This window comes from Marinobacterium iners DSM 11526 (assembly GCF_900107855.1).
Lineage (GTDB): Bacteria > Pseudomonadota > Gammaproteobacteria > Pseudomonadales > Balneatricaceae > Marinobacterium > Marinobacterium iners.
Window position 1 is genome coordinate 1 of sequence record NZ_FNRJ01000016.1, and the last position, 26048, is coordinate 26048.

At 50.7% G+C, this 26048-nt stretch carries 33 protein-coding genes and 1 pseudogene; 25 read left to right on the plus strand and 9 right to left on the minus strand.

The window, feature by feature from the left end:
- Nucleotides 1-128: 128 nt before the first annotated feature.
- From BLV48_RS14700 to BLV48_RS14780, 17 genes and pseudogenes are all read left to right on the plus strand, one after another.
- The gene (locus tag BLV48_RS14700; protein WP_091827553.1) at nucleotides 129-647 is read left to right on the plus strand and encodes a DUF2059 domain-containing protein; all 519 of its coding nucleotides are present in this window, start codon (nucleotides 129-131) and stop codon (nucleotides 645-647) included.
- An 88-nt stretch (nucleotides 648-735) separates the two neighbouring features.
- Nucleotides 736-1182 carry a hypothetical protein gene (locus BLV48_RS14705; RefSeq protein WP_091827554.1) on the plus strand — a complete coding sequence of 149 codons (447 nt, stop codon included), beginning with the start codon at nucleotides 736-738 and terminating at the stop codon, nucleotides 1180-1182.
- 59 nt (nucleotides 1183-1241) lie between these two features.
- On the plus strand, nucleotides 1242-1664 hold the full coding sequence (locus BLV48_RS14710) for a hypothetical protein (RefSeq protein WP_091827555.1): 423 nt from the start codon (nucleotides 1242-1244) through the stop codon (nucleotides 1662-1664).
- Nucleotides 1665-1802: 138 nt separating this feature from the next.
- Nucleotides 1803-2126: a transposase gene (locus BLV48_RS14715; RefSeq protein ID WP_217633031.1), complete on the plus strand. Its 324-nt coding sequence runs from the start codon at nucleotides 1803-1805 to the stop codon at nucleotides 2124-2126.
- 114 nt (nucleotides 2127-2240) lie between these two features.
- On the plus strand, nucleotides 2241-2804 hold the full coding sequence (locus BLV48_RS14720; RefSeq protein WP_302847911.1) for an IS3 family transposase: 564 nt from the start codon (nucleotides 2241-2243) through the stop codon (nucleotides 2802-2804).
- Between the two features lie 10 nt (nucleotides 2805-2814).
- Complete coding sequence (locus BLV48_RS14725) at nucleotides 2815-3258, plus strand: hypothetical protein (RefSeq protein ID WP_091827557.1); 444 nt, start codon at nucleotides 2815-2817, stop codon at nucleotides 3256-3258.
- A gap of 84 nt (nucleotides 3259-3342) precedes the next feature.
- On the plus strand, nucleotides 3343-3765 hold the full coding sequence (locus BLV48_RS18790; protein WP_139253934.1) for a hypothetical protein: 423 nt from the start codon (nucleotides 3343-3345) through the stop codon (nucleotides 3763-3765).
- Nucleotides 3766-3840: 75 nt separating this feature from the next.
- A complete protein-coding gene (locus BLV48_RS14730; RefSeq protein WP_091827558.1) occupies nucleotides 3841-4431 on the plus strand; it encodes a DUF4304 domain-containing protein in 591 nt (196 codons plus the stop codon).
- Between the two features lie 525 nt (nucleotides 4432-4956).
- Nucleotides 4957-5451 (plus strand): P-loop nucleotide/nucleoside kinase family protein, encoded by a 495-nt coding sequence (locus tag BLV48_RS14740; RefSeq protein WP_091827560.1) that lies wholly within the window; start codon nucleotides 4957-4959, stop codon nucleotides 5449-5451.
- Nucleotides 5452-6468: 1017 nt separating this feature from the next.
- Nucleotides 6469-6624, plus strand: a pseudogene (locus tag BLV48_RS19605) (PAS domain-containing protein); the annotation flags it as partial.
- A gap of 51 nt (nucleotides 6625-6675) precedes the next feature.
- On the plus strand, nucleotides 6676-7656 hold the full coding sequence (locus BLV48_RS14750) for a methyl-accepting chemotaxis protein (RefSeq protein ID WP_422730700.1): 981 nt from the start codon (nucleotides 6676-6678) through the stop codon (nucleotides 7654-7656).
- 275 nt (nucleotides 7657-7931) lie between these two features.
- Nucleotides 7932-8357 carry a DUF3995 domain-containing protein gene (locus tag BLV48_RS14755; RefSeq protein ID WP_175527692.1) on the plus strand — a complete coding sequence of 142 codons (426 nt, stop codon included), beginning with the start codon at nucleotides 7932-7934 and terminating at the stop codon, nucleotides 8355-8357.
- A 597-nt stretch (nucleotides 8358-8954) separates the two neighbouring features.
- Nucleotides 8955-9434 carry a hypothetical protein gene (locus BLV48_RS14760; RefSeq protein WP_091827563.1) on the plus strand — a complete coding sequence of 160 codons (480 nt, stop codon included), beginning with the start codon at nucleotides 8955-8957 and terminating at the stop codon, nucleotides 9432-9434.
- A 36-nt stretch (nucleotides 9435-9470) separates the two neighbouring features.
- A complete protein-coding gene (locus tag BLV48_RS14765; protein ID WP_091827564.1) occupies nucleotides 9471-10010 on the plus strand; it encodes a hypothetical protein in 540 nt (179 codons plus the stop codon).
- 180 nt (nucleotides 10011-10190) lie between these two features.
- Nucleotides 10191-10679 carry a hypothetical protein gene (locus BLV48_RS14770; RefSeq protein ID WP_091827565.1) on the plus strand — a complete coding sequence of 163 codons (489 nt, stop codon included), beginning with the start codon at nucleotides 10191-10193 and terminating at the stop codon, nucleotides 10677-10679.
- Nucleotides 10680-10768: 89 nt separating this feature from the next.
- Complete coding sequence (locus BLV48_RS14775; protein WP_091827566.1) at nucleotides 10769-11428, plus strand: hypothetical protein; 660 nt, start codon at nucleotides 10769-10771, stop codon at nucleotides 11426-11428.
- Between the two features lie 255 nt (nucleotides 11429-11683).
- Entirely contained in the window at nucleotides 11684-12094 is a 411-nt protein-coding gene (locus BLV48_RS14780; protein ID WP_091827567.1) for a VOC family protein, read from the plus strand.
- 34 nt (nucleotides 12095-12128) lie between these two features.
- On the opposite strand, the gene BLV48_RS14785 is transcribed toward BLV48_RS14780, so the two are convergent.
- The gene (locus tag BLV48_RS14785) at nucleotides 12129-12515 is read right to left on the minus strand and encodes a universal stress protein (RefSeq protein WP_091827568.1); all 387 of its coding nucleotides are present in this window, start codon (nucleotides 12513-12515) and stop codon (nucleotides 12129-12131) included.
- A gap of 123 nt (nucleotides 12516-12638) precedes the next feature.
- Between BLV48_RS14785 and BLV48_RS14790 the strand changes: the two genes are divergently transcribed.
- The 3 genes from BLV48_RS14790 to BLV48_RS14800 all read left to right on the plus strand — a co-directional run bounded on the left by BLV48_RS14790 (nucleotide 12639) and on the right by BLV48_RS14800 (nucleotide 14632).
- Complete coding sequence (locus BLV48_RS14790) at nucleotides 12639-13502, plus strand: PA4780 family RIO1-like protein kinase (RefSeq protein WP_091827569.1); 864 nt, start codon at nucleotides 12639-12641, stop codon at nucleotides 13500-13502.
- Nucleotides 13503-13594: 92 nt separating this feature from the next.
- Nucleotides 13595-13912, plus strand: a complete 318-nt coding sequence (gene sugE / locus BLV48_RS14795) for a quaternary ammonium compound efflux SMR transporter SugE (RefSeq protein WP_091827570.1) — start codon at nucleotides 13595-13597, stop codon at nucleotides 13910-13912.
- Between the two features lie 129 nt (nucleotides 13913-14041).
- On the plus strand, nucleotides 14042-14632 hold the full coding sequence (locus tag BLV48_RS14800; protein ID WP_175527693.1) for a helix-turn-helix domain-containing protein: 591 nt from the start codon (nucleotides 14042-14044) through the stop codon (nucleotides 14630-14632).
- Here BLV48_RS14800 and BLV48_RS19230 read toward each other — a convergent pair.
- Complete coding sequence (locus BLV48_RS19230; RefSeq protein ID WP_217633032.1) at nucleotides 14610-15020, minus strand: VOC family protein; 411 nt, start codon at nucleotides 15018-15020, stop codon at nucleotides 14610-14612. The two genes, BLV48_RS14800 and BLV48_RS19230, sit on opposite strands and share 23 nt — an antisense overlap.
- Nucleotides 15021-15166: 146 nt before the next feature.
- Here BLV48_RS19230 and BLV48_RS14810 point away from each other — a divergent pair, with 146 nt between their 5' ends.
- Nucleotides 15167-15631, plus strand: coding sequence for a hypothetical protein (locus BLV48_RS14810; RefSeq protein WP_091827572.1), 465 nt, complete (start codon nucleotides 15167-15169; stop codon nucleotides 15629-15631).
- Between the two features lie 71 nt (nucleotides 15632-15702).
- Here BLV48_RS14810 and minE read toward each other — a convergent pair whose 3' ends face one another.
- From minE to minC, 3 genes are read right to left on the minus strand one after another with little or no spacing between them, the layout of a single operon-like run.
- Nucleotides 15703-15951 (minus strand): cell division topological specificity factor MinE, encoded by a 249-nt coding sequence (minE, locus tag BLV48_RS14815; RefSeq protein ID WP_091827573.1) that lies wholly within the window; start codon nucleotides 15949-15951, stop codon nucleotides 15703-15705.
- Nucleotides 15951-16763 carry a septum site-determining protein MinD gene (gene minD, locus BLV48_RS14820; protein WP_091827574.1) on the minus strand — a complete coding sequence of 271 codons (813 nt, stop codon included), beginning with the start codon at nucleotides 16761-16763 and terminating at the stop codon, nucleotides 15951-15953. Before minD ends, minE begins: the two co-directional genes overlap by 1 nt.
- Before the next feature lie 33 nt (nucleotides 16764-16796).
- Nucleotides 16797-17552, minus strand: a complete 756-nt coding sequence (gene minC / locus BLV48_RS14825; RefSeq protein WP_091827575.1) for a septum site-determining protein MinC — start codon at nucleotides 17550-17552, stop codon at nucleotides 16797-16799.
- A 177-nt stretch (nucleotides 17553-17729) separates the two neighbouring features.
- On the opposite strand from minC, the gene BLV48_RS14830 reads away from it, so the two are divergent.
- Together BLV48_RS14830 and cysG are read left to right on the plus strand one after the other, a co-directional pair.
- Complete coding sequence (locus BLV48_RS14830) at nucleotides 17730-18101, plus strand: glutaredoxin family protein (protein WP_091827576.1); 372 nt, start codon at nucleotides 17730-17732, stop codon at nucleotides 18099-18101.
- A 102-nt stretch (nucleotides 18102-18203) separates the two neighbouring features.
- Complete coding sequence (cysG, locus tag BLV48_RS14835) at nucleotides 18204-19607, plus strand: siroheme synthase CysG (RefSeq protein ID WP_091827577.1); 1404 nt, start codon at nucleotides 18204-18206, stop codon at nucleotides 19605-19607.
- Between the two features lie 21 nt (nucleotides 19608-19628).
- On the opposite strand, the gene nhaD is transcribed toward cysG, so the two are convergent.
- Nucleotides 19629-20873 carry a sodium:proton antiporter NhaD gene (nhaD, locus tag BLV48_RS14840; RefSeq protein WP_091827578.1) on the minus strand — a complete coding sequence of 415 codons (1245 nt, stop codon included), beginning with the start codon at nucleotides 20871-20873 and terminating at the stop codon, nucleotides 19629-19631.
- A gap of 109 nt (nucleotides 20874-20982) precedes the next feature.
- On the opposite strand from nhaD, the gene BLV48_RS14845 reads away from it, so the two are divergent.
- Complete coding sequence (locus tag BLV48_RS14845) at nucleotides 20983-21252, plus strand: GIY-YIG nuclease family protein (protein ID WP_309546613.1); 270 nt, start codon at nucleotides 20983-20985, stop codon at nucleotides 21250-21252.
- Here the strand turns inward: BLV48_RS14845 and purT are convergent, their stop codons facing one another.
- The 3 genes from purT to BLV48_RS14860 all read right to left on the minus strand — a co-directional run bounded on the left by purT (nucleotide 21253) and on the right by BLV48_RS14860 (nucleotide 25277).
- On the minus strand, nucleotides 21253-22434 hold the full coding sequence (purT, locus tag BLV48_RS14850) for a formate-dependent phosphoribosylglycinamide formyltransferase (protein ID WP_091827579.1): 1182 nt from the start codon (nucleotides 22432-22434) through the stop codon (nucleotides 21253-21255). It abuts the gene before it with no gap.
- A gap of 203 nt (nucleotides 22435-22637) precedes the next feature.
- On the minus strand, nucleotides 22638-24386 hold the full coding sequence (locus BLV48_RS14855; RefSeq protein WP_091827580.1) for a DEAD/DEAH box helicase: 1749 nt from the start codon (nucleotides 24384-24386) through the stop codon (nucleotides 22638-22640).
- A 120-nt stretch (nucleotides 24387-24506) separates the two neighbouring features.
- Nucleotides 24507-25277 (minus strand): hypothetical protein, encoded by a 771-nt coding sequence (locus tag BLV48_RS14860; RefSeq protein ID WP_091827581.1) that lies wholly within the window; start codon nucleotides 25275-25277, stop codon nucleotides 24507-24509.
- Between the two features lie 138 nt (nucleotides 25278-25415).
- Between BLV48_RS14860 and smrA the strand changes: the two genes are divergently transcribed.
- Nucleotides 25416-26000: a DNA endonuclease SmrA gene (smrA, locus tag BLV48_RS14865; protein WP_091827582.1), complete on the plus strand. Its 585-nt coding sequence runs from the start codon at nucleotides 25416-25418 to the stop codon at nucleotides 25998-26000.
- Nucleotides 26001-26048 lie beyond the last annotated feature (48 nt).

Below are 26048 nucleotides of genomic sequence, written 5' to 3' on the forward strand. Positions count from 1 at the left end.
GTTACGGAGGAACGTCAAATGCATAACAAAGCATTTAAAATCGTTCGCTGCGCTCACTGGGACCTCGCTACGCTCGGCCCTTTAATGCGGCGTTATAGCTTCACCAATTTCAAACTAAGGAATAGTTCATGAAGAAAATAATCTCAATTATTTTGTTGGCTGTATTCCCCATGTTCGCAATGGCAGGAGACAAAGAAGATAAGATTAGACAGTTAATGGAGGCGCAGGGAATTATCTCTATGTTCGAAAGCCAATTGGAAATGGGTAAGGTTCAAAGCGAGAAAGCCGGAAAGCAAATGATGGATCAATTGCTATCGCAAATAAAACCAAATGAAGAGTTCCAAGCTCGCTTTACAGCAGCATTCAATAATTATATGGATAAAGTTACAGCCCCTTGGGGAACTGAAGAAATAGTAAGCGTTTGGGGACAATACTATGGCCAGCACTTTACAGAAAAAGAGCTGGACTCATTGGTTGAATTTTATACATCACCAATAGGGCAGAAAGAGGTTAAAGCGAGTAAGAGTGCTCTTACAGAGTTTACTGCGCACTTTCAAAATCTAGGCGAGCCTATTTTTCAAAAAGCGACTCAAGAATATATTCAAGAGCTAAAATTAGTGGCAAAAGAGTGCAACTGCCAAAAATAATAGGGCGCTATAACAAACAAAGGCAGCGGACGCCAAAAAGCGCGCTCGCTGCTTTGGGCGTTAGGACTACACGAGAATAGGAAAAGTAATGGAAGCAGACGTCAGTAATATTAATTGGTTTGTATCTGGTGTTGTCGGAGTTGTATCCAGCGTAATTGGTGCCTTCATATTCTGGGGGTTTCAAAAGCTAGCAGTGGGGCAGAGTAGCAAGCGACGAGCTAAGAAAGCAGAAGATTTACAAAAGCAGAAGGATCGCTTAACCAAGCTTCATACCAATACGTCAGATTTGCTAATTCACTACCTTGGTTTGCTTTTCTATATACTTTTCTTGGCTTATCTAGGCAGTGCGCTAGGCTATTTGACTGACTTTATATATTTCCCTTTAAGTGTAATTAGAATGAGTATTTATTTTGGCGCAGCTTTCATCGCCATGAAGGCATTTTCAGATTTAGCTAAATTAAAATCATTTGAAAGTACAATTGCTGAAATAGATAGTCAGTTGGTTGCATTGCAGGGAGGCAGCCCTAACAAGTAAATTCAGCCGACCGCTAAAAGCGGCGGCTGATTTTGGCGTTATAGCATTAAGGAGTGAATGTGAGGATTGAACCAGTGGCTACGAAAAGATCAGTTATTATGCTTTGGTGTATTTCAATTAGCGGATTTCTATACTTATTTTCCGCTGGGATGGAATCAGAAATAAGTGTAATGCAATTCTTCAATTTTTGCTTTTTGTTGTTCGGTGGTGGAGCTGCTTACCATGTCACTACTGAGCTATTAACTTGTCCGCAAACGGATGACAACCATCGTATTTGGCTATCCACACTTTTCATATTATCTAAGACATTTTTCGGATACCTTATTGCCGGTATTTCTCTTTACTTTGCACTAAAATTTGGTGGTATATGGGGATGGTTTTTAGCATTCGTAGGCTTGGTGATTGGTTATTTTTGGGTGATGCACTATATATTAAAACTGCAGGAACCTATAAAGAAATTAATTGGAAGCTATAACAAATAATTGTAGTCGCCCGCAAGCGGGCTGGGACCTTCGCTGCTACGCAGCTCCAGCCCCTAAATTAGGCGTTATGTAACCGAGTTACCCACGAACAGTAGACACCTTCTATAGTTAGGTTTATCCCTGACGCGGAGGTGCAAGATGGCCAGGAAAAAGTACCAGCACTATACCGATGAGTTTCGCCGTGAGGCGGTAAGACGTGCTGACCAACCCGGACATACGGCTTCATCAGTGGCGAAGGAACTGGGGATACATCCCGGTCAGATCTACAACTGGAGACGCCAGTTTACCCGGCTGTCTGACAAACAGTTCAACAGTCTGAATGGGGTGGATTACTCCAAGCCGGAGAGTGATGAGGTCCGGCAGCTGAAACGCGAGCGTGATGCGTTGAAGAAGGAGCTTGAGTTCGTACAAAATGCAGCTGACGGATGGCTGCTCCCGAACTTTGCAAGTCAGCACGATTAAAGTACGCTCTGATACAGGAGTATCGAGGGCAGCATGCGATACGGTTGATGTGCCGAGTTCTGGATGTCTCGGCCTCAGGATTTTACCGCTGGTTAAGCCGAGGCCTCAGTGCTCGTGTGCGCAGGCGACAGATCATGGAAGAAAGAGCAGGTTATGGATACCTTTGCCACCTACAAAGCCCGTTACGGGGCGCCTAGAATCGCTCAGGAGCTGAATGCTCTGGGTGTCGACTGCTCTGTTAACTATGTCGCCCACATCTTGAAACATAACGGTATACGGGCGCGTAATGGTAAAGCCTTTAAGTACTCGCCGAACACCGAAGCGATGACAGGCGTCGCTGACAACCTTCTCAAGCGTCGTTTCAACGCAGACGGTCCGAATCAGAAATGGACGACCGATATCACCTATATCTGGGTCCGGGATCGCTGGTTATACCTGGCGACGGTGATGGACCTGTACTCACGCAGCATTGTCGGCTGGGCACTGGATACCCACATGACCGAGCAGTTGAATACCGATGCGCTGCAAATGGCGTTCAAGCGCCGGGCTATTGAAAACGATTTGATTATTCACTCTGACCGGGGTGTTCAGTACCGCTCCAATCGTTATCAGGCATTGATAGAGCGGCATGGTTGTAAACTAAGCATGAGCCGTAAAGGAAACTGTCAAATAAACTAAAAGGATACTTATGAAATTAAAAATTTTGATATCTACTATTTTATTCCTTGTTTCTTTTGAATCTTTTGCCTATCAAAAAGAGATAGATAAGTTTTTCAAACTTTACGAAGAAGGAAGAATCGTTGAGGCAGTAGACTCTATTTACTCAACGAATAAATGGATGAGCAATAAGAGTGATGAAATTCAAAATGTCAAAACTCAGATGCAAAATTTGCAAACTCTCGTCGGCGAGTATCATGGTAAAGTAAAGTTGGGTGAGGAATCATTAGAAGACAGACTTACTTACATATCATATTTAACAATGTTCGAGCGTCAGCCAGTTAGGCTGGAATTTGTTTTTTACCGCCCTAAAGATAAATGGATAATTTACTCCTACTCGTTTGACGACAATATAGATGAAGAGTTGATTGATTTCTCTAGGAAAAAAATAGTTGGTAGGATGGAAGGCAGCTAACAATTGGTTCAAACCAGCTCGCTGGGACGGGCTAAAGCTAGCCCTTTCACCAAACGTTATGTTTCTTAAAACGAGAGTAAGAATATGAGTTGGGATATTTTGATCATGAACTATAGAGGGAACCCCCCTCGTGTTGAGAATATGACCGACGATGATCGACCATTCTGCATAGGAAATGCGGGCCATGTGCGTGAATTAATTAACAAACAACTCTCAGGAATTGATTGGTCAGATCCATCATGGGGTATATACAAAGGAGAAGGGTTTTCTTTAGAGTTCAGTATCGGAGTGGAAGATGAAAAAGATTCTTTTATGGTTCATATTCGTGGAGGTGGAGACCCTGTGGCAACACTCATGAAAATTTCGAACCCAAATGATTGGTCTTTATTAGATTGTTCCTCTGGTGATTTTATTGATCCTAATCGTCCAGAACAGTCAGCATGGGGTGACTTCCAAAAATACCGTGATCAAATTATTTCAACAAAATCAGATAGTAAGACAGAATAAGAGGCAGCAGCAACGCTCACTGCGCGTGCTGGAAAGGCTGCCGCTGTTCCTGGCGTTTAGATACAGAAAGTATGAGTGAAATATACAAAAAAAATTGATGAAGTTATTAAGCTCGATCTCGCTAGCTTTATGAAATCCGAGGGCTTCAAAAAATCAGCACGCAACTGGCATAAGCAAGAAGGTGATAACTGGTTGGTCGTCAATGTGCAATCGAGCAGCGGAAACATAGGTGCTGAGGGGGCATTCACCATAAATCTTGGCGTTTACAATGCTGAGATATCCTCTCTAGCCGGGCAAGCCCCTCTCACTGGAAAGCCAAAGGAATACGAGGCCACCGTACGTGAGCGTGTTGGGGTACTGGCACACGGTGTTGACCACTGGTGGAAAATAGAAAAAGAGTCTGAACTTAGCCATATAGCACAGGAAGTAGTGGAGGAAATGAAGAACTATGGTGTTCCTTGGCTCAATACTCATCAATCCGTCTCTGCCATAGCAGAAAGTCTTGAACAGCAGCCCACTTTAGAATCATTTTCAGCAGCGTTTTTATCGGGTGGCGAGGCAGCTGCAGTTTTAAGGTTGCAAAAAGCAATTGAGTCACGTCCAAGAGCAAAAAACAGGTATGTTTCTTGGGCAAAAAAAGTTGGTCTTAACAATGATCTGGTCTAACAACTTGCTCAAGTTCACTCCACCGGCCAAGGCTGGCTCCGCGGGAATGTTCGAGCTACGCTTGTCCAGTCCCTTAGCAATCGTGATATGGCGAAAAGATTATGAACCTTCTCTTCGTATGCAGTGAGAACAGATTGCGGAGTCCTACAGGAGAAGAAGTCTTCTCACAGTATGAAGGGATCAATGCAATAGGAGCAGGAACGAATGCTGACGCCGAGACTGTCGTAAGCGGAGATTTGGTTGAGTGGGCCGATGTCATATTCGTTATGGAAAAGACCCACAGGAATAAGGTCTCAAAGAAATTCAAAGAATTGCTTCATGGAAAAAAGCTGGTGTGCCTAGATATACCAGACAACTATGATCGAATGGACCCCGAGCTCATCCGGTTACTACAAAACAGAGTGGCCAAACATGTTAGCTTGCGATAGGCCATATAACAGGAAGCTGCAGCCGACCGCTTAGTGGATATCTCGATCTAATTCAGGTGAGGTGAATAATGCGGTCGTTATGCGATAAGAGGAAAAAATGAACAAAGGAATATTAATATTTTTCTGTGGAAAAATGGGGGCTGGGAAAACAACAAAGTCTCTCGAAATTTCTCATGAGCGGAATGCTGTGTTGCTTTCTGAGGACGAGTGGCTTGCGTCTGTTTATCCGGATAGCATCCAGACACTGGAGGATTACGTAAAATATTCTGGTCTGCTTAAACCTCAAATGAAGAAGCTGACTCAGTCGATCTTGGCAGCAGGAACTAACGTGGTAATGGACTTTCCTGCAAATACTATCTTGCAGCGAGAGTGGTTTAAAAGCATTTTCTCTGAGATCCAGGCTGCTCACGAACTGATTTACATCGACCGGCCAGATGATATTTGCTTGGGGCAAATCGCAAAAAGGCGAATAGAGCAGCCCCAGAGAGCGGAGACTGATACAGAAGAGATGTTTGAACTTGTTACAAAGTATTTTGTTGCCCCCAGACCTGATGAAGGGTTTAACACAACCGTAATTTCGGCAAATTTATAACACATATGAACCACTTCGGAGTCAATAGGTAAAACTGCATTGAACCGACGGGAACGATAGGCTGGACCGTTGTCGGTCATCAGGCCTTTCACCTCCACACCTATTTCTCGGTAGGCCGCTAGAGTATTTTGCAGAAAGTAAGTTATGGCAGCCTTGCCGCTCATCTGTAATACCCGCGCAAAAGCCCAGCGGCTACCAGTTCCAGGTGTGCTGCGCAATGGAGTTTCAAGCGACGAAACACGGCAGTAACAGTGGAGCACGCAATCTTCAGTGCCTGCGCAACCTGTTTGGCAGTCCACATGATTATCAGGTGCATTTTCCGAATCAATTCAATCTATGGCTCAGGCATCCATGCAGGCGAAGAAAGTGGGGAGTAGGTCACAACCTCTTTAGCACCCACACCTGGATATACCGGTTTCGTTGGGGATATCAGACGAACAAGCCCATAGGAAAAAGGTGGAATTGACACAGATACAGCCTAGAAAACCGCTGGAAAACGGGTATGGTATGGTATGTCAAAGGCTTCAATGACAACTCAGGGATGAATGTCTGAATCAGCATTGGTTCGGAGACTTGGTACATGCCCGACAGCTAATCGGTGAGTGGCGCGTGGATATATCGATTATAATGACCAAAGACTTCACTCACCACTTGCCTGTCAGGCCCCTTGGAGTTCGTATTTGCACTCCGGCAGCAAGAGTCCAAAGACTTGGTCAGTGGCCGAAGGCTTTGGGAGGTTTCGGAGTTGAGGGCTTCGGTACTGGTCCAGCGGAGGTGTTTTTTGTCACAAGCGCTGAATCAGTTGCGTGAGAAACACCATGAGACTGGAAATTTCCAGTTTTAGGCTCTATAGCTTTTGGTAGGGAATGAAGAGAGAATAATATGAAAAAATATTACCGCTTGGCACTAGGTGCCAATACCGTCTCCTTAATAATTGCCTTACTACTTGCGAGAGAAGAAACAAGCCTGTTGTTTTTGGTTGTTGTGCTGTTGGGTTTGTTAGGTTGCCTGATAAAAATGGAACGTTTGGCAAAACAGAAATTCAACTTTTATGAACAGATTCTTGATACTATCCCAAATCCACTTTCGGTCACTGACATGGATATGAAGTGGACATTTGTCAATCGAGCTGCCACCGCTCCACTTGGAGTAAAACGTGAGGACGTACTTGGACAGCACTGCTCAAACTGGGGGGCAGTCATCTGTAAAACTGAAGACTGTGGTGTGAGCTGTTTAAGAAAAGGTAAGCCGGACACCTCCTTTAATCAATGGGGAAAAGATTTCCGTGTAGATACTTTTTACATCAAGGGCTTAGATGGTAACGAGATAGGCCATGTCGAATATGTACAGGAAGTATCGGAAAAGGTAGCGCTAAAGGCAGTTTATAAAGATGTAGATGCTATCAGTGAAAACCTAACAACAGGGGCACAAGAACTTAAAATTGCTAGCCATACTTTGACAGTAGGCTCAACTCAGCAAGCGGCTTCTATTACCCAAATTGGTAGCTCGCTGAATGAAATTCTTACCCAGGCTAATGACAATGCTGAGCGTGCATCAAGAGCAAGTGGGGTTTCATCTGAGGCTCAGCGGGCTGCGAACATGGCCTCTGATCAAATAAGAGAACTTGAGCAAGCAATGCAGGAAATTAATCGCTCAAGCAAAGCGATTAATGAAATTATTAATGTCATTGATGATATAGCATCTCAGACTAATTTGCTTGCACTTAACGCTTCCATTGAGGCTGCTCGGGCTGGCGAAATGGGGCGCGGTTTTGCTGTGGTAGCGGATGAAGTAAGAAAACTTGCTGAACGCAGTACAGCCGCAGCCAGCGAATCAGCACAGTTTATTCAGTTATCAGCAGACAACGTCGAAAAGGGAAATGCAATATCACAAAAATGTGTAAGTGCATTGAGCGAAATTGTTAAGCATGTGGCAACCATCTCCGACACCATCGAAGAAATCGATAATGTATCGCAAAGCCAGGCGGTGGGATTGAGTCAGGTAAATCAAGGTATGTCAGACATTGATCAGGTAGTACATTCGACGGCGGCGTCTGCGGAGGAGACCTCCCTTTCTGCCTCTGAGCTGAGTAAGCTTTCATTGAAACTCCAGGCTCAGCTCGAAAATATTAGCAAAATTGAAGGGTTAATCGATGATGCTGCCAAAAAAGATGTTGGCCTAATTGAAGTTAAGAATTTGTCTTAACCTAAAATAATAAATAGACAGGGTATGCGCGGCCAGTGTGGTTCAATACTAAAATATATTTATTTTTAATGAACTGTCGAGGTTGTATGTGTAAAGGCCATAGAGCAACTCAGAAGAGAAAGCCGGAATATTATCGATGACTTCAATCGTGAGGCTTAGGTATTGAAGTCGACTTCTCGTTGCCGGAAGAACGAGCTGTCAGCTCACTGGTGCTCCCCTTCGGCTCCGCGCCGTGAGTGTGTATGCTGCAAGCGTTATATCCAATGGAGGGAGCTATGGAAACAATAGCGATCCTACTCGTCGTATCGTTCGCCGGATTGGCGGCATTGCATTTGTATTGGGCGCTCGGCGGAAAGTTCGGCATGTCAGCTGCTCTCCCTGAGATAGATGGAGCACCAGCCTTCATGCCTGGAGCAGCGGCAACGATTGCGGTTGCATTCGTGCTCACTGGCTTCGCCCTAATCGCGCTGGTCCTCGGGTTTGGAGCCAGTAACGCCGCTACGCTCACTCCTTATTCTGTCTTTCTCGGCTTCGCAGTCGGGGGCGTGCTCGTCCTGCGAGCGATAGGAGAATTCAAGTATGTTGGTTTCTTCAAACGTGTGAAAGGCTCGAAGTTTGCAACGTATGACAGCTGGCTGTTTTCGCCTTTCTGTCTGTTGGCTGGAGGGGCATTCTTAACACTGGCGGCAGGTAGTCTATAAATGACAGTTAACTTTCTGGGCTATCCACGAGCAGTAGACACCTTCTATCAATAGGTTTACCCCTGACGAGGTGCAAGATGGCCAGGATAAATATCAGCATTGCATCGAGGAGCCTCGCCGCGAGGCATTCAGACATGCGGTAGTTGACGCCTGTACGAGAAGACTTGAAGACGGAGCGTGAATTTGTAAAAAAGCAGCTGCGTACTTTGCGAGCCAACACGAATTAAAGTACGCTCTGATACAGTCGTATCGAGGGCAGTATACGATACGGTTAATGTGCCGGTTCGGGATGTATCGGCCTCAAGACTTTGCCCCTGGTTGGACCGGGCTTCAGTGCCTGTGTACACAGGTGACAGATCATGGAAGATAAGCTATGGATACATTTGCCACCTATCAAGCCAGTTACAGGGCGCCTGGAATCACTCAGAAGCGCAATGCTCTGGGTGTCTACAGTTCTCAGTACTTTTCCAATCGCTATCAGGCATTGATAGAACGCTATGAATCTAAACCAAACATAAGCTGTAAAGGAAACGGCTGGGATAATACCTTAATAGAATCAATTATCAGCCGACTTAAGGTCAGCATATAAGGTGATTTATGTCAGCCCATTATAATTTATTGTTATCACTGCCACTGGAAATATCTTTAGCTGCTGATAATTTTTCTGTGCTGGATTTTGTTTTCAATAATAATAGTTCTGAGCCAACTGATTTTCCAAATCATCCGTTCTTTGAAAACTTTAATCCAATAGATCGTTTTCATAATTCTTACAAAGACTTTGTTTCAGGCGCATGGAAATCAGATTTTTGGATACAGAAGGATCCAAGCGGCAATGTGTGCAATGCCGGTATTAATCTTTGCTTGCCTGGAAATAAGCTAGAAGGCGTTTGGCAAGATACCCTTCCTCTTGTTCATTGGTTGGCTTCAATGTCATCAGCAAAAGGAGCTATCGGTATCGTCGTTGCGGAAGATTTTAGCGACGATGAACCTATGGTATTAATTCTGTGTGACAGGAAGTTATTTATTTCTGCATCTAAGCATGAAGAATTGTACAATTTTGATGATGCGCTATTTTAACCATTTTTTAAATTAAAGATTAATATGGAGGTTTAAATGGATAATTTACCTAATTTTGTAAAGGATCATATCGAATATCTGGAAAGATTAGATTTGGATAAAAGAAGTCTTGAAGAAATAAAAAATGATGTTACTGGTCAAAATCAGTCTAAGGTTCCGTGTTTTGAAATGTCTCGATTTATGAGATTTAGCTGGGATGGTGTTATTAGTCCATCTATGAAAAGTGGCTGGCTAGAGCGAACTATAAAACCAAAGCTTGATTTGGAAGACCTTCATCAAGGAGTTCTTGATTTCTATGACGAGTCTGATTTGGATGGCACCTTGAAATCACTCAAAAACCTTTATGATAAAGGTATTGATGAAGACGATCTTTTTAGAGTTATACGAGAATCCCAGAAAAGTATATTAGGAAGCTTGTTTATGACGATAGATGGAACAACAGATAGTTGTGCAGGTAGCTTTTTTGAAACTAAAATTGAAGATGATGAGATAGTTCCCAAGCGTCGTTTTTATAATATGGAAGATTTTTTTCTCGACTATGACCCTATAATATTAAAAAATAAAATACCTGACTAATAGAGTAAGGCTGGTACGCGTGGAAGCTGATACTGAAACGAAGCAGAAGTCGTTGCCATCCGGATGGATGCTTGAGTCCAGCAGACATTTGTACGTAGCAGACTATATAGCTTCTTAGGTGTTAGCCGTACGATACCTCAGCCTTGGAAAGTGCTGAGAATCCCATTCAAGGAGAGAGTGATGAAAGAAAAATTTAATTCGCTACGGGATAAATTCCCAGAGATCTCAACGCTGCTGCGACCACCCACTACAGATTCTACTTTGTTAGCTAAGGCAAAGTCTCTAGACTTGCCAAGTGATTACTATGATATTTACTCAATGTTTGATGGGGAAGAAGACGACTCCAATGGTGTGTTCGGGCTACATAAGCTATTACCACTTAGTGAATCTCTTGCAAAACAAATTACTGATAAAGATGAACTGAAAGATATACCCAATAAATATCAGTATGATCTATTCGTGCCAGTATTTAAAACTCCCGGAAGACAGATGATTGGATATGCAAAACATGGAGATGAATGGGACTTTGCGGAGTATGATATTTGGTTGAGCAAGCACCAGGAAGAGTCAGTGAATGGCTTTCTACATGTTTTTTTTGATAAGCTAGAAAAAGATGGTTATACAACTGAAGACGGCATTAATGGTTTAATAGATATAGACGAAATGTAAAAATCAGGAAGCACTTCCGTCACGACGGGACTTTATTTCAAGGGCGGAATGACCATTGAAGGTTTTTAATATAAAGAGGGGTTATAATTATGGGGTTTGATGTTACATTTCATTCAATTTCAGAAGCTGAATTAGAAAAATATATTTTTGATGTTTTGAATGATCCAAGTTGTGCAGAGCATAGAGCCAAAGAGATTTCTCAGGGCAATAATGATAAGTTTGAAGATATCTTTAGGATATATGATAATGCCTTGCTCTATTGGTATCGTGAAAGAAAAGATTCTGAATCTCAAGAAATTGGGGTTGAAAATTTTTCGAGTACATTCTCTTTAGGGATAGCTGCCTTATCCGGTTATTTACACCCGTTTTGGTATTCTCGAGATGGTGCACTTTCGCTTTTGGCTAATGAAAGGCCGGAGTTGAAAAGTTTTTTTAATGGTTATACCAAGATGGAAAAATCACCTCTCAGTTCATTTAATGAAGGTGAAGACTTCACTTTCAATTCTAATTATTCAGCATCTGGTGTTATAAATGATGTGCCAAGTCTAAAAGAATGGTTAGAAAATAATAAAGATTTTGTATCTAATAGATTCGAAGCGGATGGACTGGATTCACTATGCAGATCAGTTGATTACTGTATAGAAAATGATCTTCTCTTTCTGGAGGCATCAGATGTGGTTGTACCATTTAAAGATCAGAGCTTTAGTGACTTAGATAACTTTAAAGCGCACTTTCTTAAAAACATATAAATTCCAATAACTTATATTGCTCTTTTAAGCGGACTAGAGCCTGAAAAGCTATGCTTTTAGGTTCTATGACCGAAAATAATGATCAATATACATAAATACATTATCTTTATTGGTGGGATAAACATATATGTCAGCGGAGACGCCGCTGTTACAACAGGCCATTAATGCAATTGAAACTAGCAATGGCATCTAGCCTTTGCATCACATAGGTGCCGGTGTCTCCGCTGTTTTGAGACACCGGCACTGGAGGAACCGATGGACATTAAATGCATTTCAGGATTTGCCACGATAACCCAGAACCCTGCTGCAAGTGCCTCGCTGTATGAAGGACTGCTGGGGTTGCCGCTGGAGAAGATTGACCATTATCGCTTCATGGATAAATTCCCCGGGGCAAACCATTTTGGTGTCTGGCCGCTTGCCATGGCCGCCCAGTCCTGTTTTGGGCAGGATGAATGGCCCGAAGGGGTTCCTGTGCCTACCGCCACGGTTGAGTTTGAGCTGGCGGATGCGGCATCTGTCGAGGCGGCTGTAGACGAGTTAAAGGCGAAAGGGCAAGCATTCGTTCATACCGCCCGAACTGAACCCTGGGGGCAGACCGTTGCCCGGTTCATGAGCCCCGAGGGGGTATTGGTGGGGCTGAGTTATGCGCCGTGGCTCCACGAGTGAGCGCCTGACCATCGCTTCAGTCCGACCCCGATCATCAACCCAGATTGACGACCAACAGGTCAGCTTTAACAGTGTTAACCAGCTTGGGTACGGCGCTGAAAAAGCGGCTGACCAGGTTGTGGTGATGGCCACAGACGACCAGGTCGATATCGCTGTTCTCGACTAAGCCCGCGACCTTCATATGCAGGTCGCCAATGACCGTTATAATCTCGTTCACGGGGTAGCCACAGTCATCGGCAAGCGTTTGCAGCTGCGCCTCCAGGCGCGCTTCATCATCTGGATATGATCTCAGGTGGTCTGTTTCCACATACACAATTGAAAGTTTGCTGTTGGCCGGTTGGGCTTGCTCGATGGCTTTGTCGATCAGCGTCTTGCTGGCTTCAGACAGGTCCACGGTAACCAGAACATGTTGATAGCTCATCATTTTTCTCCCAGTCAATGGGTTCGGCATCTGTCATAAGCTTAGCAGCTCAGGGTCATGGTGGCCGTTGACCCTTTAACGGTACAATGAGGCTTTTTACCGACCAATACCGGCAGGCGCTATTTGAAAATCCCCGCACGTTTACAACCTCTCTTCAATGATGGCCTGATCGATGAAGTCATCAGCCGCCTCATGAGCGGCAAAGAGGCCGACATCTACATTGTTCGGTGTGGCGATACCATTCGCTGTGCCAAGGTCTATAAGGATGCGGTCAAACGCAGCTTTAAAAAGGCAGCGCAGTATCAGGAAGGGCGCAAGGTGCGCAGCGGACGACAGGCGCGCGCTATGGAGAAGCGTTCAAACTATGGGCGCAAGCAGCAGGAAGAGGTCTGGCAGAACGCCGAAATCAACGCGCTCTCGACACTGGCAAGAGCCGGTGTACGGGTACCTGAAACCTATGGTTGCTTTGATGGCGTGCTGTTGATGGAGCTGGTTACGGACGATGCCGGCGATGTCGCACCGCGACTGGCGGATGTATCGATGTCAGAAGAGCAGGCCATTGAAGATCATGCCCTGATGATGCATTACATCACGCTCATGCTGTGTGAGGGCATAGTGCATGGTGACCTGTCCGAGTTCAACGTGCTGGTGGATGATTACGGCCCGGTGATCATCGACCTGCCGCAGGCGGTCAACGCGGCGTCCAACAACAGCGCGCAGGCCATGTTCGCCCGCGACGTGAATAATATGCGTCGCTATTACGGCCAGTACGCGCCGGATTTGCTGAATACACAGTACGCGAACGAAATCTGGGCGCTGTTTGAGGAAGGTGAGTTGACCCCGGATTCTGAACTGAGCGGTGAGTTTGAGGATGAGGGTGACGACTCCGATGTGGATGCCGTGCTGGAAGAGATAAAAGCGGTGCTGCAGGAGGATCAGCAGCGCCGTGAGCGTTTGCGTGAGGCGGCAGACACCTCGGACCTGTAAACCTTTATAATGAGCCAAAATCAAACAGATGTGGGGACGACCCCACCTCTCTGCATTCCATTGGGGACGGCCCCACGCAAGAGAGGTGTTGTATGAGCTGGTTGATTCTGTGTCTGGCAGGCTTGTTGGAAATAGGCTGGGCCATCGGCTTGAAGTATACCGAGGGCTTTACTCGGTTCTGGCCCAGTGTGGCGACGGTTGTCTCACTGCTGGTGAGTTTTGCGCTGCTCGGCATTGCCATGCGCTCCCTCCCGGTAGGGACCGCCTATGCGGTGTGGGTCGGTATCGGGGCTGTCGGTACAGCCGTGCTGGGCATGCTGCTGTTTGGCGAACCCACTGAGCCGCTCAGGCTGGTCAGCCTTGGGCTGATCTGTGCCGGTATTGTGGGGCTGAAGCTGGCACATGGCTGAGTCTTACTGCTAAGAGGATCTATGGACAGCATCATATATCAATGGAGTGTACAGTGCGGCAAAGGGGAAATGTCTGTGCTGCCGGACGGCTGTCGCGACTTGATTGCCATCAGTTCTCAAGGAGGGCCTGTGAGTTTTATCTGCACAGGGCTGGATGCAAGCCCCAGACATGTGGTTTGTGAGGGCGAGACCCGGTTTGTGGGGATACGTTTGGCGCCTGGTGTTTCATTTCCCTGGGAGCGCGCTGAGTCGAGTGCAAAGTATAGTGACCAGCCGTTGCTTGATGCTGCCGCGAGGCTGGACCATGAGGCAGAGCCGGCCGATATGCAGCAGTGTCTTTTGGACGTAATGGAGTACGCGCAACTGCCACCCCAATGGCTGGCAGATTGCCTGCAGGAGTTGAATGAGGGACGATCCATTAGCCATCCCCGCAGCGAACGCAGTATCCGCCGCGGGGTTCTGGATCTTACCGGTGCATCACCTCGCTTCTGGAAAGGGCTTGGTCGAGTAAGGCGTGCTGGCCTTGCGATTGTGCAGTCGGACCTGCCATTGGCAGACATTGCTTTGGCTCATGGTTACGCTGATCAGGCACATCTGTGCCGGGACGTGCGCCGCTGGCTCGGAGTCACTCCAGCCAGACTGCGGCAGCAGCCAGAGGCCGAATGGGTCGGCCTGGCGTCACCGGATGCGTTTTCAATTATTGCGAATCGTCGAGAATGAAACGCTGAAAGGATTCATCTGGCGCAATTGGATGGTAGCAATAGATCATGGTTCCGGCCGGATCCTTGAGGCCAAAACCGCGATCTCCCCATGGGTGGTCTTCAAGTGGTATCTCCACGGCTAGTCCTGCGGTTCGGTGCAGACGTTCATGGACGCTATCAGCGTCAGAAACCCTCAGATTAAGGCACACACCACCGGTAAACGTGGTCATGCCGTCCTGCGGTAGCATAATACAGAGTTCAACATCAGAGTCGGTTGTGCCAAGACGCAATACCACATACCAGCCACAGTCGAAGACCGGACGTGCGTTAAAATGCGTTTCGTAAAAGTGGCGAGTCTCTTCCAGGGCGGGCGTTACGAGAGTCATGCTGGCTGATCGAATATCCATATCTGTACCTGTATAAATTAAAATGATGCAGTGTGTGCCGAAGGCTGCACACAAAAATAGGACAAGGGCTTTGTCCCGTATTGAATATATTGGCCAAATCGGAGCAGCACACAGTTGCGCGGTAGGCTAGCTGACGAGGAGCAAGTGTGAGCGTGAACTGGAGCGTGAATGAGGGTCGGAATCCTTATGTGGCGGAAGAGTCGGCGGTTGGGTTGGTGTTTCACGCCGCCGAATCAACCGCGGTCGACGATGTGGCAGTGAAGGACGTTGTTGAAGCGGCACTTGAGCGGGCGGTGGCGTGTCTCGATGCGAACGTCAAAAACGAGTCACTTTATTTCATGGTAGAGTGGGCGCCTTCATGTTCCGTTTTGCGGCTGGCGGTTACGGATGCAGGTAAGGTACAGGACTCGCGAGAGGTGGTCGTCTGTCAATTTTCGGCGTTGAATACGGTGCTGCAACAGGCGGAAGATGGGCCGGCAAGGCTTGAAGCCTTTTCTGACAAGGTCAGCTTCTGGGCCAAGGACTATCTCTCGACCAGTACCAAATTCATGAACTATTCGCTGGTTGCACTGTACGCCACGACGGTACGTGCCGAGGCGGTTCTGCTCTAGACTGAGACCCTCAACCTTTGGTTTAAAAAGCCCGCAGATGCGGGCTTTTTAAACCAGGATAGGTGCAGGCGTCAGCTCTTTTCCGGCAGGGTGACGTTCAGCTCCAGGATGGAGCAGTCTTCATCCAGATTGACCTGTACGTCCTGCGGCGATACATCCACATACTTGGCAATCACGGCCAGAATTTCCTGCTGCATCTGCGGCAAATAGTCAGGCTGGCTGCGCTGTGAGCGTTCGTATGCGACCAGTACCTGCAATCGCTCCTTGGCAACGCTGGCCGAGGACTGCTTCTTTTGTCGAAAATAACTCAGAATACCCATCAGCCCTTCCGTCCAAATACCCGGCTCAGGAAGCCTTTACGCTGTACATCGAGGAAGCGGTGCTCCCGATCCTCGCCGAGGAAGCGTGCAATTGCATCGTCATAGGCCTGCCCGGCATCACTGTCGTCGTCCATGATAACCGGAACGCCCTGGTTGGATGCCTTAAGCACGGCTTCTGATTCTGGAATAACACCCAGCAGCGGGATCGCCAGAATGTCTTTCACGTCTTCAACGCTGAGCATTTCACCCGCCATAACCCGCCCCGGGTTGTAGCGAGTCAGCAGCAGGTGCTCTTTTACACTGCCACCCTGTTCGGCCTTGCGGGACTTGCTCTGCAGTACACCCAGAATACGGTCGGAGTCACGTACCGAGCTGACTTCGGGGTTGGTGACGACAACAGCGGTATCGGCGAAATAGAGTGCTAGTTGGGCACCTTTTTCGATACCGGCAGGCGAGTCGCAGACGATGTAGTCAAAGGTTTTGGCCAGTTCGTTCAATACCGTTTCCACGCCTTCAACGCTGAGCGCGTCCTTGTCACGGGTTTGTGAAGCGGGCAGGATGAACAGGTTATCGGTGCGCTTGTCCTTGATCAGAGCCTGATTGAGAGTGGCTTCCTGATTGATCACGTTGACAAAGTCGTAGACCACGCGGCGCTCGCATCCCATGATCAGGTCGAGGTTGCGAAGACCCACGTCAAAGTCGATCAGAACGGTTTTGAATCCGCGCAGGGCAAGGCCGGTACCGATAGCGGCACTGCTGGTGGTCTTGCCAACGCCTCCCTTGCCTGAGGTGACTACGATGATTTCAGCCATGCGTGTGTGTCCGTGTAAATGGATCAATGTTAATTAAAGTGCGACTGTATCCAGTCGTGAACCGCTGAGCAATGCCTGAGCAGGTTTCTGCCAATGTTCGGTTTGCAGATCTTCGCTGGTCTTGAAATAGCCGGCGATGGAGATCAGTTCGGCCTCAAGGCTCTGGCAGAAAATGCGTGCATCTTCGTCACCACTGACCCCCGCCATGGCTCGACCCCGAAGCGGGCCGTAGACATGAATATGGCCATCCGCCATCACCTCGGCACCGGCACCCACCGATGAAAGAATCACCAGATCACTGCCACGGGCATAGATCTGCTGGCCGGAACGTACCGGAGTGGTCACGATTTTGGCGGCGCGGGCCGGAGCAGGTTCTGGTGCCGTTTCAGCTTCTGCAGCGGGCTGTCTGGGCGATGGTTCAGTGGCTGGCTCCGGTGCCGGCTCGGCCACCCGGCGCTGCTGGCTGAAGTCGGCCATTTGCAGCTGTGCACAGAGTTCGGTGGCGCTGCCCGGTTCGGCCTTGATTCCCACCGGCATGAGTGTCTGTTCGCGGCACAGCTCAATCAATGCCTGTACCTCAGCGGCACTGGGCAGCTGTGGCAGCTGCTGAAGATTCAGCACTACCGGCATACCGTTGAACAGCATCGGGACGCGTGCAGCGTGAGCTGCCAGCTGGGGAGCCAGCAGAGCCGGGTCTGATTCAAGCAGGATCAGTTCGTTCAGGGCCGCACGGGTACTCTTGAATTGGAAACCGGTGCCGGCGGTAGATTTGGATTCAGCCTGGGCCATAGTCTGTAACGCTTCACTTTCGCTGGTTGCGCTGGGGTGTCAATGTGGTGTCAAAGGCGCTAACAATACCATGGAGCGCGGGGTGGCTGACAGGGGGGCAAATGGCGACGGCGGTTTTTTGATCTCGGTCAATGGTGTAATATGCGCCATCACTTCTAAACAGGAATCGATGTCACGATGAAAGCCGTCCGCTGGATTCTGGGCCTGATTGTCATGGCTCTGCATTTTCTGACTTTGCCACGTCGTGGCAAGCGCACCCCGCAGCACCAGCAGCAGGTTGAAGAAGCGCTGCGCAGCCATTCTCTGTATCAGCTGCCAACCTGCCCGTTTTGCGTCAAGGTGCGCCGTGCCATGCGTCGCCTGAACCTGCCGATCGAACTGCGTGACGTACGTGCCGACGGTCGTCACCGCCAGGACTTGATCAATGGCGGCGGTAAAATGAAAGTGCCTTGCCTGCGCATTGATCATGAAGATGGCCACAGTGAATGGATGTACGAGTCTGACGAAATTGTCTCTTACCTGCAGCGTCGTTTTCCGCTGGAGCCCTGAATTCTCAGGGCTTTTCAATAAAGTTATAAAAAACTTATTTTTTATCCCATCGAATCTGACTATAGTTGTGGGCAGAGATAGGCCTGATTGAGGAGCCCCGCGATGGATTACCTGCCGCTGTTTTTTGACCTGCGCGAGCGTGATGTGCTGCTGATTGGCGGTGGCGATGTGGCCTTGCGCAAGGCGCGCCTTCTGGTACGCGCCGGAGCCCGCATTACGTTGGTGTCGCACCGTGTTCTGCCAGAGCTGGAATCGTTGCTGGAGCTCAATCGTGGGCTGGTGATTATCGGCGAATATCATCCTGAGCTGCTGGACGGTAAGGTGCTGGTGCTGGCAGCTACCGATGATGATCAGCTTAATGAACGTGTGCATTACGATGCTGTAGCTCAGAACGTGCCGGTCAACGTTGTCGACAGTCCTGCGCTCTGCACCTTCGTGTTTCCGGCCATCGTTGACCGTTCACCCATCGTGATCGGCATCAGCTCCGGTGGTCAATCGCCCGTGCTGGCACGGCTGCTGCGCGCCAAGCTGGAAACCTGGATACCTAACGGCTACAGCCGTCTGGGTCAGCTGGTAGGGCGTTTTCGTGACAAGGTGAAGGCACGCTTTGGCAGTGTAAATGAACGCCGAGTCTTTTGGGAATCGGTGCTGCAGGGGCAGGTGGCAGAGCGGGTATTTGCCGGTCAGGATAGCGCTGCCGAAGCATTGCTTGAACAGCAGATCGAGCAGGGGAATGCTCAGCACCAGGTAGGAGAAGTGTATCTGGTGGGAGCCGGCCCCGGCGATCCTGAGTTGCTGACTTTCAAGGCGTTGCGGCTGATGCAGCAGGCGGATGTGGTGCTGTATGACCGTTTGGTCTCGCCTGACGTCCTGGACTTGTGTCGCCGTGATGCCGACCTGGTATTTGTCGGCAAGCAGCGGGACAACCATGCCGTGCCGCAGGAGGGGATCAATCAGCTGCTGATCGATCATGCCCGAGCAGGCAAGCGGGTGGTGCGTCTGAAAGGCGGAGATCCGTTCATTTTCGGTCGCGGTGGTGAAGAGCTGGAGCGGTTGAAACAGGAGGGCATTCCCTTTCAGGTAGTGCCCGGCATTACCGCCGCCAGCGCTTGTTCAACCTATGCCGGTATTCCGCTGACCCATCGTGACTATGCTCAGTCGGTCAAGTTCGTCACCGGCCAGCTGAAAAATCGCACCTCTGAGCTGGATTTTGCCGAACTGGTGCATCCCAATCAAACCATCGTGTTCTATATGGGGCTGCATACGCTTGATAAGCTGTGCGATGGCCTGGTCCGCCATGGCAAGTCTGTTGATACACCGGTTGCGATTGTGTCCAGAGGCACAGCGCAGGACCAGCGTGTTCTTACCGGAACGCTGAACACCATTGTGTCACAGCAGGCTGAGGCGCAGCTGCCGGCACCCTCGTTGGTGATAGTTGGCGAAGTGGTGGCATTACAGCCGCAGCTGTCCTGGTTTGGTGCGGCGGAAGCCGAGAACCGCATTTGAGCGGTTCTCGCCGGACTGACATCAGCTGTGCAGCATCTGACCGACCAGATAGCTGCCAGCAAATCCCACACTGTATGCGATCAGAATCAACCCCGAATAACGCATGAAGCTGATAAAGGTGATCGCTTCCACCTTGCTCATGGCCACGATTCCGGCTGCCGAGCCGATTACCAGCAATGAGCCGCCCACGCCCACCGCGTAGGTCAGCGTCAGCCAGCTAGCGGTACTCATGGCGATTTCAGACTTGAGCAATGCGGCGGTCAGCGGCACGTTGTCCACCAGTGAGGACAGTAGTCCCATGACGTAGTTGGCCGCTGTAGTCGGCATCACTTCGTACACCCGCACCAGCGAATCCAGCACACCGATCTCTTTCATCATGCCGACCAGCAGCAGAATGCCGAGGAAGAACAGCAGAGTATCGAACTCGATGACGCGGATGTAGTCGAGCAGACTCTCACGCTCGTCTTCCTCATAGCAGAGGCGACCCACCAGAAACATGATCGACAGGCCGAACAGGAAGGTCAGCAGCGGTGGTACCCCCGCGATCACGTTGAGGATAATGGTAGAAAAAATGGTGAGCAGAAAGATCATGGCGATCATCTTGCCCACCCGGTCATCACGGCGTGGAGAGGGGATGATCTCGACTTCGCCCTTAAGCTTGAGTGACAGCAGGGTTGCCAGCAGCAGTACGCTGGTCAGTGCCGGCAAGCTGAGCCAGAGCAGGTCGTCAATTTCTACCTTGTGCTGCATAAAGATCATCAGCGTGGTGACATCGCCGGTGATCAGGGCAACACCGCCCGAGTTGACCGCAAATACCACCAGTACGGCGAAGCGAACAGTTTTCTTTACCTCCATTCGCAGCGACAGTACCAGTGCAATCGAAATCAATGTGGCGGTGATATTGTCCGACAGGGACGAGAAGAAGAAGGCAAAACCGGCTACCAGAAACATCAGCTTGCGTTCGCTGAGTCGGCGCGGCAACACCTTGTAAATCAAGGTTTCGATCAAGCCTTGATGGTTGAGAAAGGCCACAAAGGTCATGGCGGCCATCAGGAACAGCCAGAGGCTGGCGATTTCAAGAATATTTTCATTCAGCTGCTCCTGCACCATGGCCGCATCGGCACCGTGTTGAGGAAACAGAAACAGTAGTATCCAGGCAAGTGTGCCGAGGAAAAGTGTGGTTTTCGCCTTGTTGATGTGCACCACATCTTCGAGCACGATCAGCAGGAAGGCGATACCTGCCATCGTGATTAATAGTGTTTGCATCGGTCTGACCGAGCCCCCAGAATTGTTAGAAAGCGGAATTCTACGCCTCTGTCCGTTTCGGCAACAGGGGCAATAAGCCGCAGCAGGCGAATTTGGTTCGGAAGTACAGGTGCAAGAGAATCAGGAAAAGGATGGCTGGTGGGTCTATATGCTGCGGTGTGCCGATGGCAGCCTCTATACGGGCGTGACCACAGACCCGCAACGGCGGCTGGCACAACATAATGGCGAGCGTGCTGGTGGTGCCCGCTATACCCGCTGTCGGCGCCCGGTGGCACTGGTCTGGCAGGAATCGGGGCACGACCGCAGCAGTGCCCACAGACGGGAGGCGGCACTCAAGCGCCTGCCCCGTAATCGAAAGCTGGCGCTGGTGAATACCTGATCAGAACTCTACACGCACGCTCTGGGCGCAGTTGCGAGCTTTCTCGCGGGCTTCTTCAACGTTTTCACCGCGGGCCAGTGCAACCCCCATGCGGCGGCGGCCATGAATCTCTGGCTTGCCGAAGAGGCGCAGGTCGGTATCCGGTGCAGCCAATGCCGCCTGCAGATGGCCGAAACTGGTCTGAGTGGATTCTCCCTGTGGCAGGATGACGGCTGAAGCCGATGGGCCATGCTGGCGGATCACCGGAATCGGCAAGCCAAGTATGGCGCGGGCATGCAGCGCAAACTCGGACAGGTCCTGCGAAATCAGTGTCACCATGCCGGTATCATGCGGACGCGGCGAAACTTCACTGAACAACACCTCGTCACCGCGGATGAACAGCTCCACCCCGAACAGACCATGTCCACCCAGTGCTCCGGTTACTTGCTCGGCAACCGTCTGTGCGGCTTTCAGTGCAGAATCTGTCATTACCTGTGGCTGCCAGGATTCGCGATAGTCACCATCCACCTGAATATGGCCAATCGGCTCGCAGAAACTGGTGCCGCCGATATGACGTACCGTCAGCAGAGTGATTTCATAATCGAACTCGACAAAGCCTTCCACAATGACACGACCACCGCCAGCGCGACCGCCTTCCTGGGCGTAGTGCCAGGCGGCCTCGATCTGATCCGTTTCACGCAGGGTGCTCTGGCCCTTGCCGGATGAACTCATGATCGGTTTGACCACGCAGGGCAGACCGATTTCCGTTACCGCCTGGCGGAACTCTTCCAGTGTGCCGGCAAATCGATAGGGAGAAGTGGCAAGGCCAAGTTCTTCTGCAGCAAGGCGGCGAATGCCTTCGCGGTTCATGGTGAGCTGAGTAGCGCGGGCGGTCGGGATGACAGTGAACCCTTCCTGCTCCAGTTCGGCCAGAGTGTCGGTGGCGATGGCCTCGATTTCGGGCACGATCAGGTGAGGCTTTTCCTGCTCGATGACAGCACGGAGAGCAGCGCCGTCCAGCATGGAGATGACATGCGAGCGGTGAGCGACCTGCATCGCGGGCGCGTTGGCATAACGGTCTACTACAATCACTTCAACCCCGAGGCGCTGCAGTTCGATCACGACTTCCTTGCCCAGTTCACCACCACCGCACATCAATACGCGGGTGGCAGTGGCGGAAAGAGGGGTCCCCAGAGTGGTCATGACATACTCCTGAATGAAAAAGTTTCACGCATTATAGAGCCGGGCAGACTTGTTAGGCCACCGGATTGACTATACTGGGAGGAAAGTTGGTTGCTGTGTCTCGTTATCACCATGCCCGCTGGGTATGGCCATCAGCCGGAATCTTTTCCGGCCCTGTGAGGCTGCCTCCGTTGCGGAGGCAGCCTTTCTTTTTCTACAGGCTATCAGTTGGCGCGAGCGGCGCGGCGTGATGGCTTGTTGCTGTTACTGGTGCCGCTGTTACTGCTGCGTGAGCGGCGCGGAGCAGATGCATCGGTCCAGGGGCGCAAGTCCAGTTTCTGGCCACACACGCGTGCACGCTTGAGCTTCTGAATTTGCTCACTGCTCAGGTTGGCTGGCAGGTCGATGCAGCTGAACTCATCAGCGATGTTGATACGACCGATCAGGCGGCTTTCCAGGTTGGCTTCATTGGCAACGGCACCCACAATATTGCCCGGCTTGACGCCGTGCAGGTGACCAACGCCGATCCAGTAGCGCTCCATGCCTTCGGCAACAGGATCGTTACGACCCGGTTTGCCTCGGCCACGTTCAGGGCGTTCGCCACGCTCAGGGCGCTCACGTACTGGCCGGTTGGGATCGGGTTCGTTTTCGTTCATCCACAACGGCTTGTCACTGTGCATCAGCGCCAGTGTTGCGGCCAGCATCTGCTCGTGAGTCAGTTCGGAATTCTGCTGCAGGGAATCGATCACCGGCTGGTACTGGCTGAGGTCGGCCGATTCGGCGGCGGCCAGAATCTTCTTCTGCAGACGTTCGGCGCGCAGCGCATTGATCTCCTTGGCGCTCGGCATCTGCAACGTTTCCAGCGGCTGGCGCGTAGTACGCTCCAGCTGCTTGAGCAGACGCTGCTCGCGCGGTGCAACGAACAGAATGGCATCGCCGTTGCGCCCGGCACGACCGGTACGGCCGATACGGTGGATATAGGATTCGTTATCGTACGGAATGTCGTAGTTGATAACGTGGCTGATGCGCTCAACGTCCAGGCCACGGGCAACCACGTCAGTAGCTATCACTACATCCAGCTCGCCTTTTTTCAGCTTGCTGACGATGCGTTCACGCTGAACCTGAGCGATATCGCCGTGCAGTGCAGCCGCCGGGAAACCTGCACGGGTCAGTTCATCCGCCAGGCTTTCGGTTGAGGTTTTGGTGCGTACGAACACCAGAGCGGCTTCATGCTCATGCATTTCAAGTACGCGGGTCAGGGCCTGAGTCTTGCTCATGCCGCGAACCGTCCACACGCGCTGGCGAATGGTGCTGGCCGTTGCGGTCTGTGACTGGATTTTGATTACGGCCGGGTTGTTCAGGTAGTTTTCCGCGATGTTGCGGATCGCTTGCGGCATGGTGGCCGAGAACAACGCGATTTGACGCTGTGCCGGTGTGTGCTGCAGTACCCACTCCACATCGTCGATGAAGCCCATGCGCAGCATTTCGTCAGCTTCGTCGAGAACCAGTGCCTGCAGCTTGTCCAGCTGCAGCGTGCCGCGACGGATATGGTCCATCACGCGCCCCGGGGTGCCGATGATGATCTGGGCGCCACGGCGCAGGCCACGGATCTGGGTGTCGTAACCCTGTCCACCGTAGATCGACAGGGTACGCAGCCCTGGCAGATGGTGGGCGTATTTCTCACAGGCAGTCGCAACCTGCAGAGCCAGCTCACGGGTCGGTGCCAGAATCAGAACCTGAGGGTGAGTGGCGGCTGCGTCAATACGCTGCAGCAGCGGCAATGCAAATGCGGCGGTCTTGCCGGTACCGGTCTGAGCCATGCCAAGCAGGTCCCGTCCCTCCAGCAGCGGCGGGATACTCCTGGCCTGAATCGGCGAAGGGGTTTCGTAGCCAACGTCAGTCAGAGCGTTGAGAATAGGAGCGGACAGTCCCAAATCGCCAAAGCTGGCGGGGCTGGTTTCAGTGTTGGACATGCTGTGAGTATTACCTGGGTCATAGAAGAGGAGGAAAGCCGCGGGAGTGTGTTGCTCAGGTGCCGCCTTCCTGAAATAAGGTCATAATTGTACGCACTTCGGCGGCAGGAGTCCACCGCCTCAGCGTGTGGACTCACTGAAATGGTTATAGATGCTGATCAGTTCGTCTTCGCTGAAACGCACGATCACCAGCTGTTGGCCGGGGTGAATCACATCAGGGTTCTGTCCCAGCAGTCCCTGCTGGTGGTTGTAGACCCAGGTCTGCTCAACCTTGTCGTGCAGCAACCGCCCCAGCCATGAACTGCTGCGGTCTTCCTGCAGCGTGTCCGCATCTTCAGGAATGGCAACACTCAGGACTCGAGAACGGTCATTGACGCGAATGCCGCGGGCAAAGGTTTCGATCAGTCCCTGGCGCATGATTCCCCACAGGCCATGTCGGTCGGCGGGCTGAACAGCGTGGATATAGAACACCTCATTGGCCGAGCGGTCAGGGTCTTGCAGCAGCTCCTGCAGTCTCAGACGGTCAAGTGCCAGTTCAGGTGCAGGCTGGCTGGTGCTGCCTGCAGAACGCGCAGGCATATCCACGGCGAAGCTGCTGGCGTTGCCGTCCTGCTCCAACGTCTCTTGTTCGGCCTTGAGCGCCTCTCTGTGCGGAAGGCTAAGCAGCTGTTCGCCGGTAACAAAATGGCGTGCCTTGTCCATCTCGATCACGTCCGAGGATGCCTGGCGGGTCAGGCTATCAATATGAGCCTGTGCTTCCGAGCGGGTTTGTTCCGATACTTCAGGCGGCTGGTCAGGGCGTGGTGCGGGTGTGGAAGTGTCTGGCTGTAGAAACAGGTACACAGCCGTACTTAATATCACAATGATCAAGGCGATCATGAAGCGCTGCATCGGTCATACTCCTGCTGAGGCTTTATCTAACCATAGATGAGAAGCGGATTCGGTAAAAGCGTTCAATTTTGTTGCGGCTGCTGTCACAATTGGCAGCTGCAGGGCTGAAGTGCCCGGCTGTTGAGAGGAGGGTTCGTCATGCGATCTGATAACCACGATGAATTCATGCAGCAGATGCTGGCTGAGGGTATCAGTCGACACCATTATGCCGATACCACGCGTGACCATGCTGCCGTTCGCCCCTTGCGTGTTGACCCGAACAAAAGCATTCGACGTCAGCTGGCTGAAGGTGCCCCCGAGGGGCTGACCTTAGCGCCGCTGGAATGGTTGCATCCGGCTGATCCGATCAGCTGGAAGCGTGATGGGGTACAGGAGGGTGTGTTTCGAAATCTGCGTCTTGGCCGTTACAGCGCGGATGCCTGTTTGAATCTTCAGCACTGCACACTTGCCCAGGCGCGTGATGAAGTGGCGGGTTTTGTACGCCAGAGTGCTGAGCTGAATATTCGGTGTGTATTGATTCAACAGGGGCGTGCGCGGCGCTCGGATGAGCATGCCAATCAGTTAAAAACCTACCTTAATCAGTGGCTGCCTGAATTGGAGCAGGTCATGGCATTTCACTCGGCTCCGTCGCATCATGGCGGTACCGGCGCGGTGTATTTGATGCTGCGAAAAAGCGAGCAGGCACGGCAGGAAAACCGGGAAAAGCACCAGAAGCGACGTTGATCGGATGCAGTCGATTGCATCGCGAGTCAAAAGTCGCTTTACTGAGTG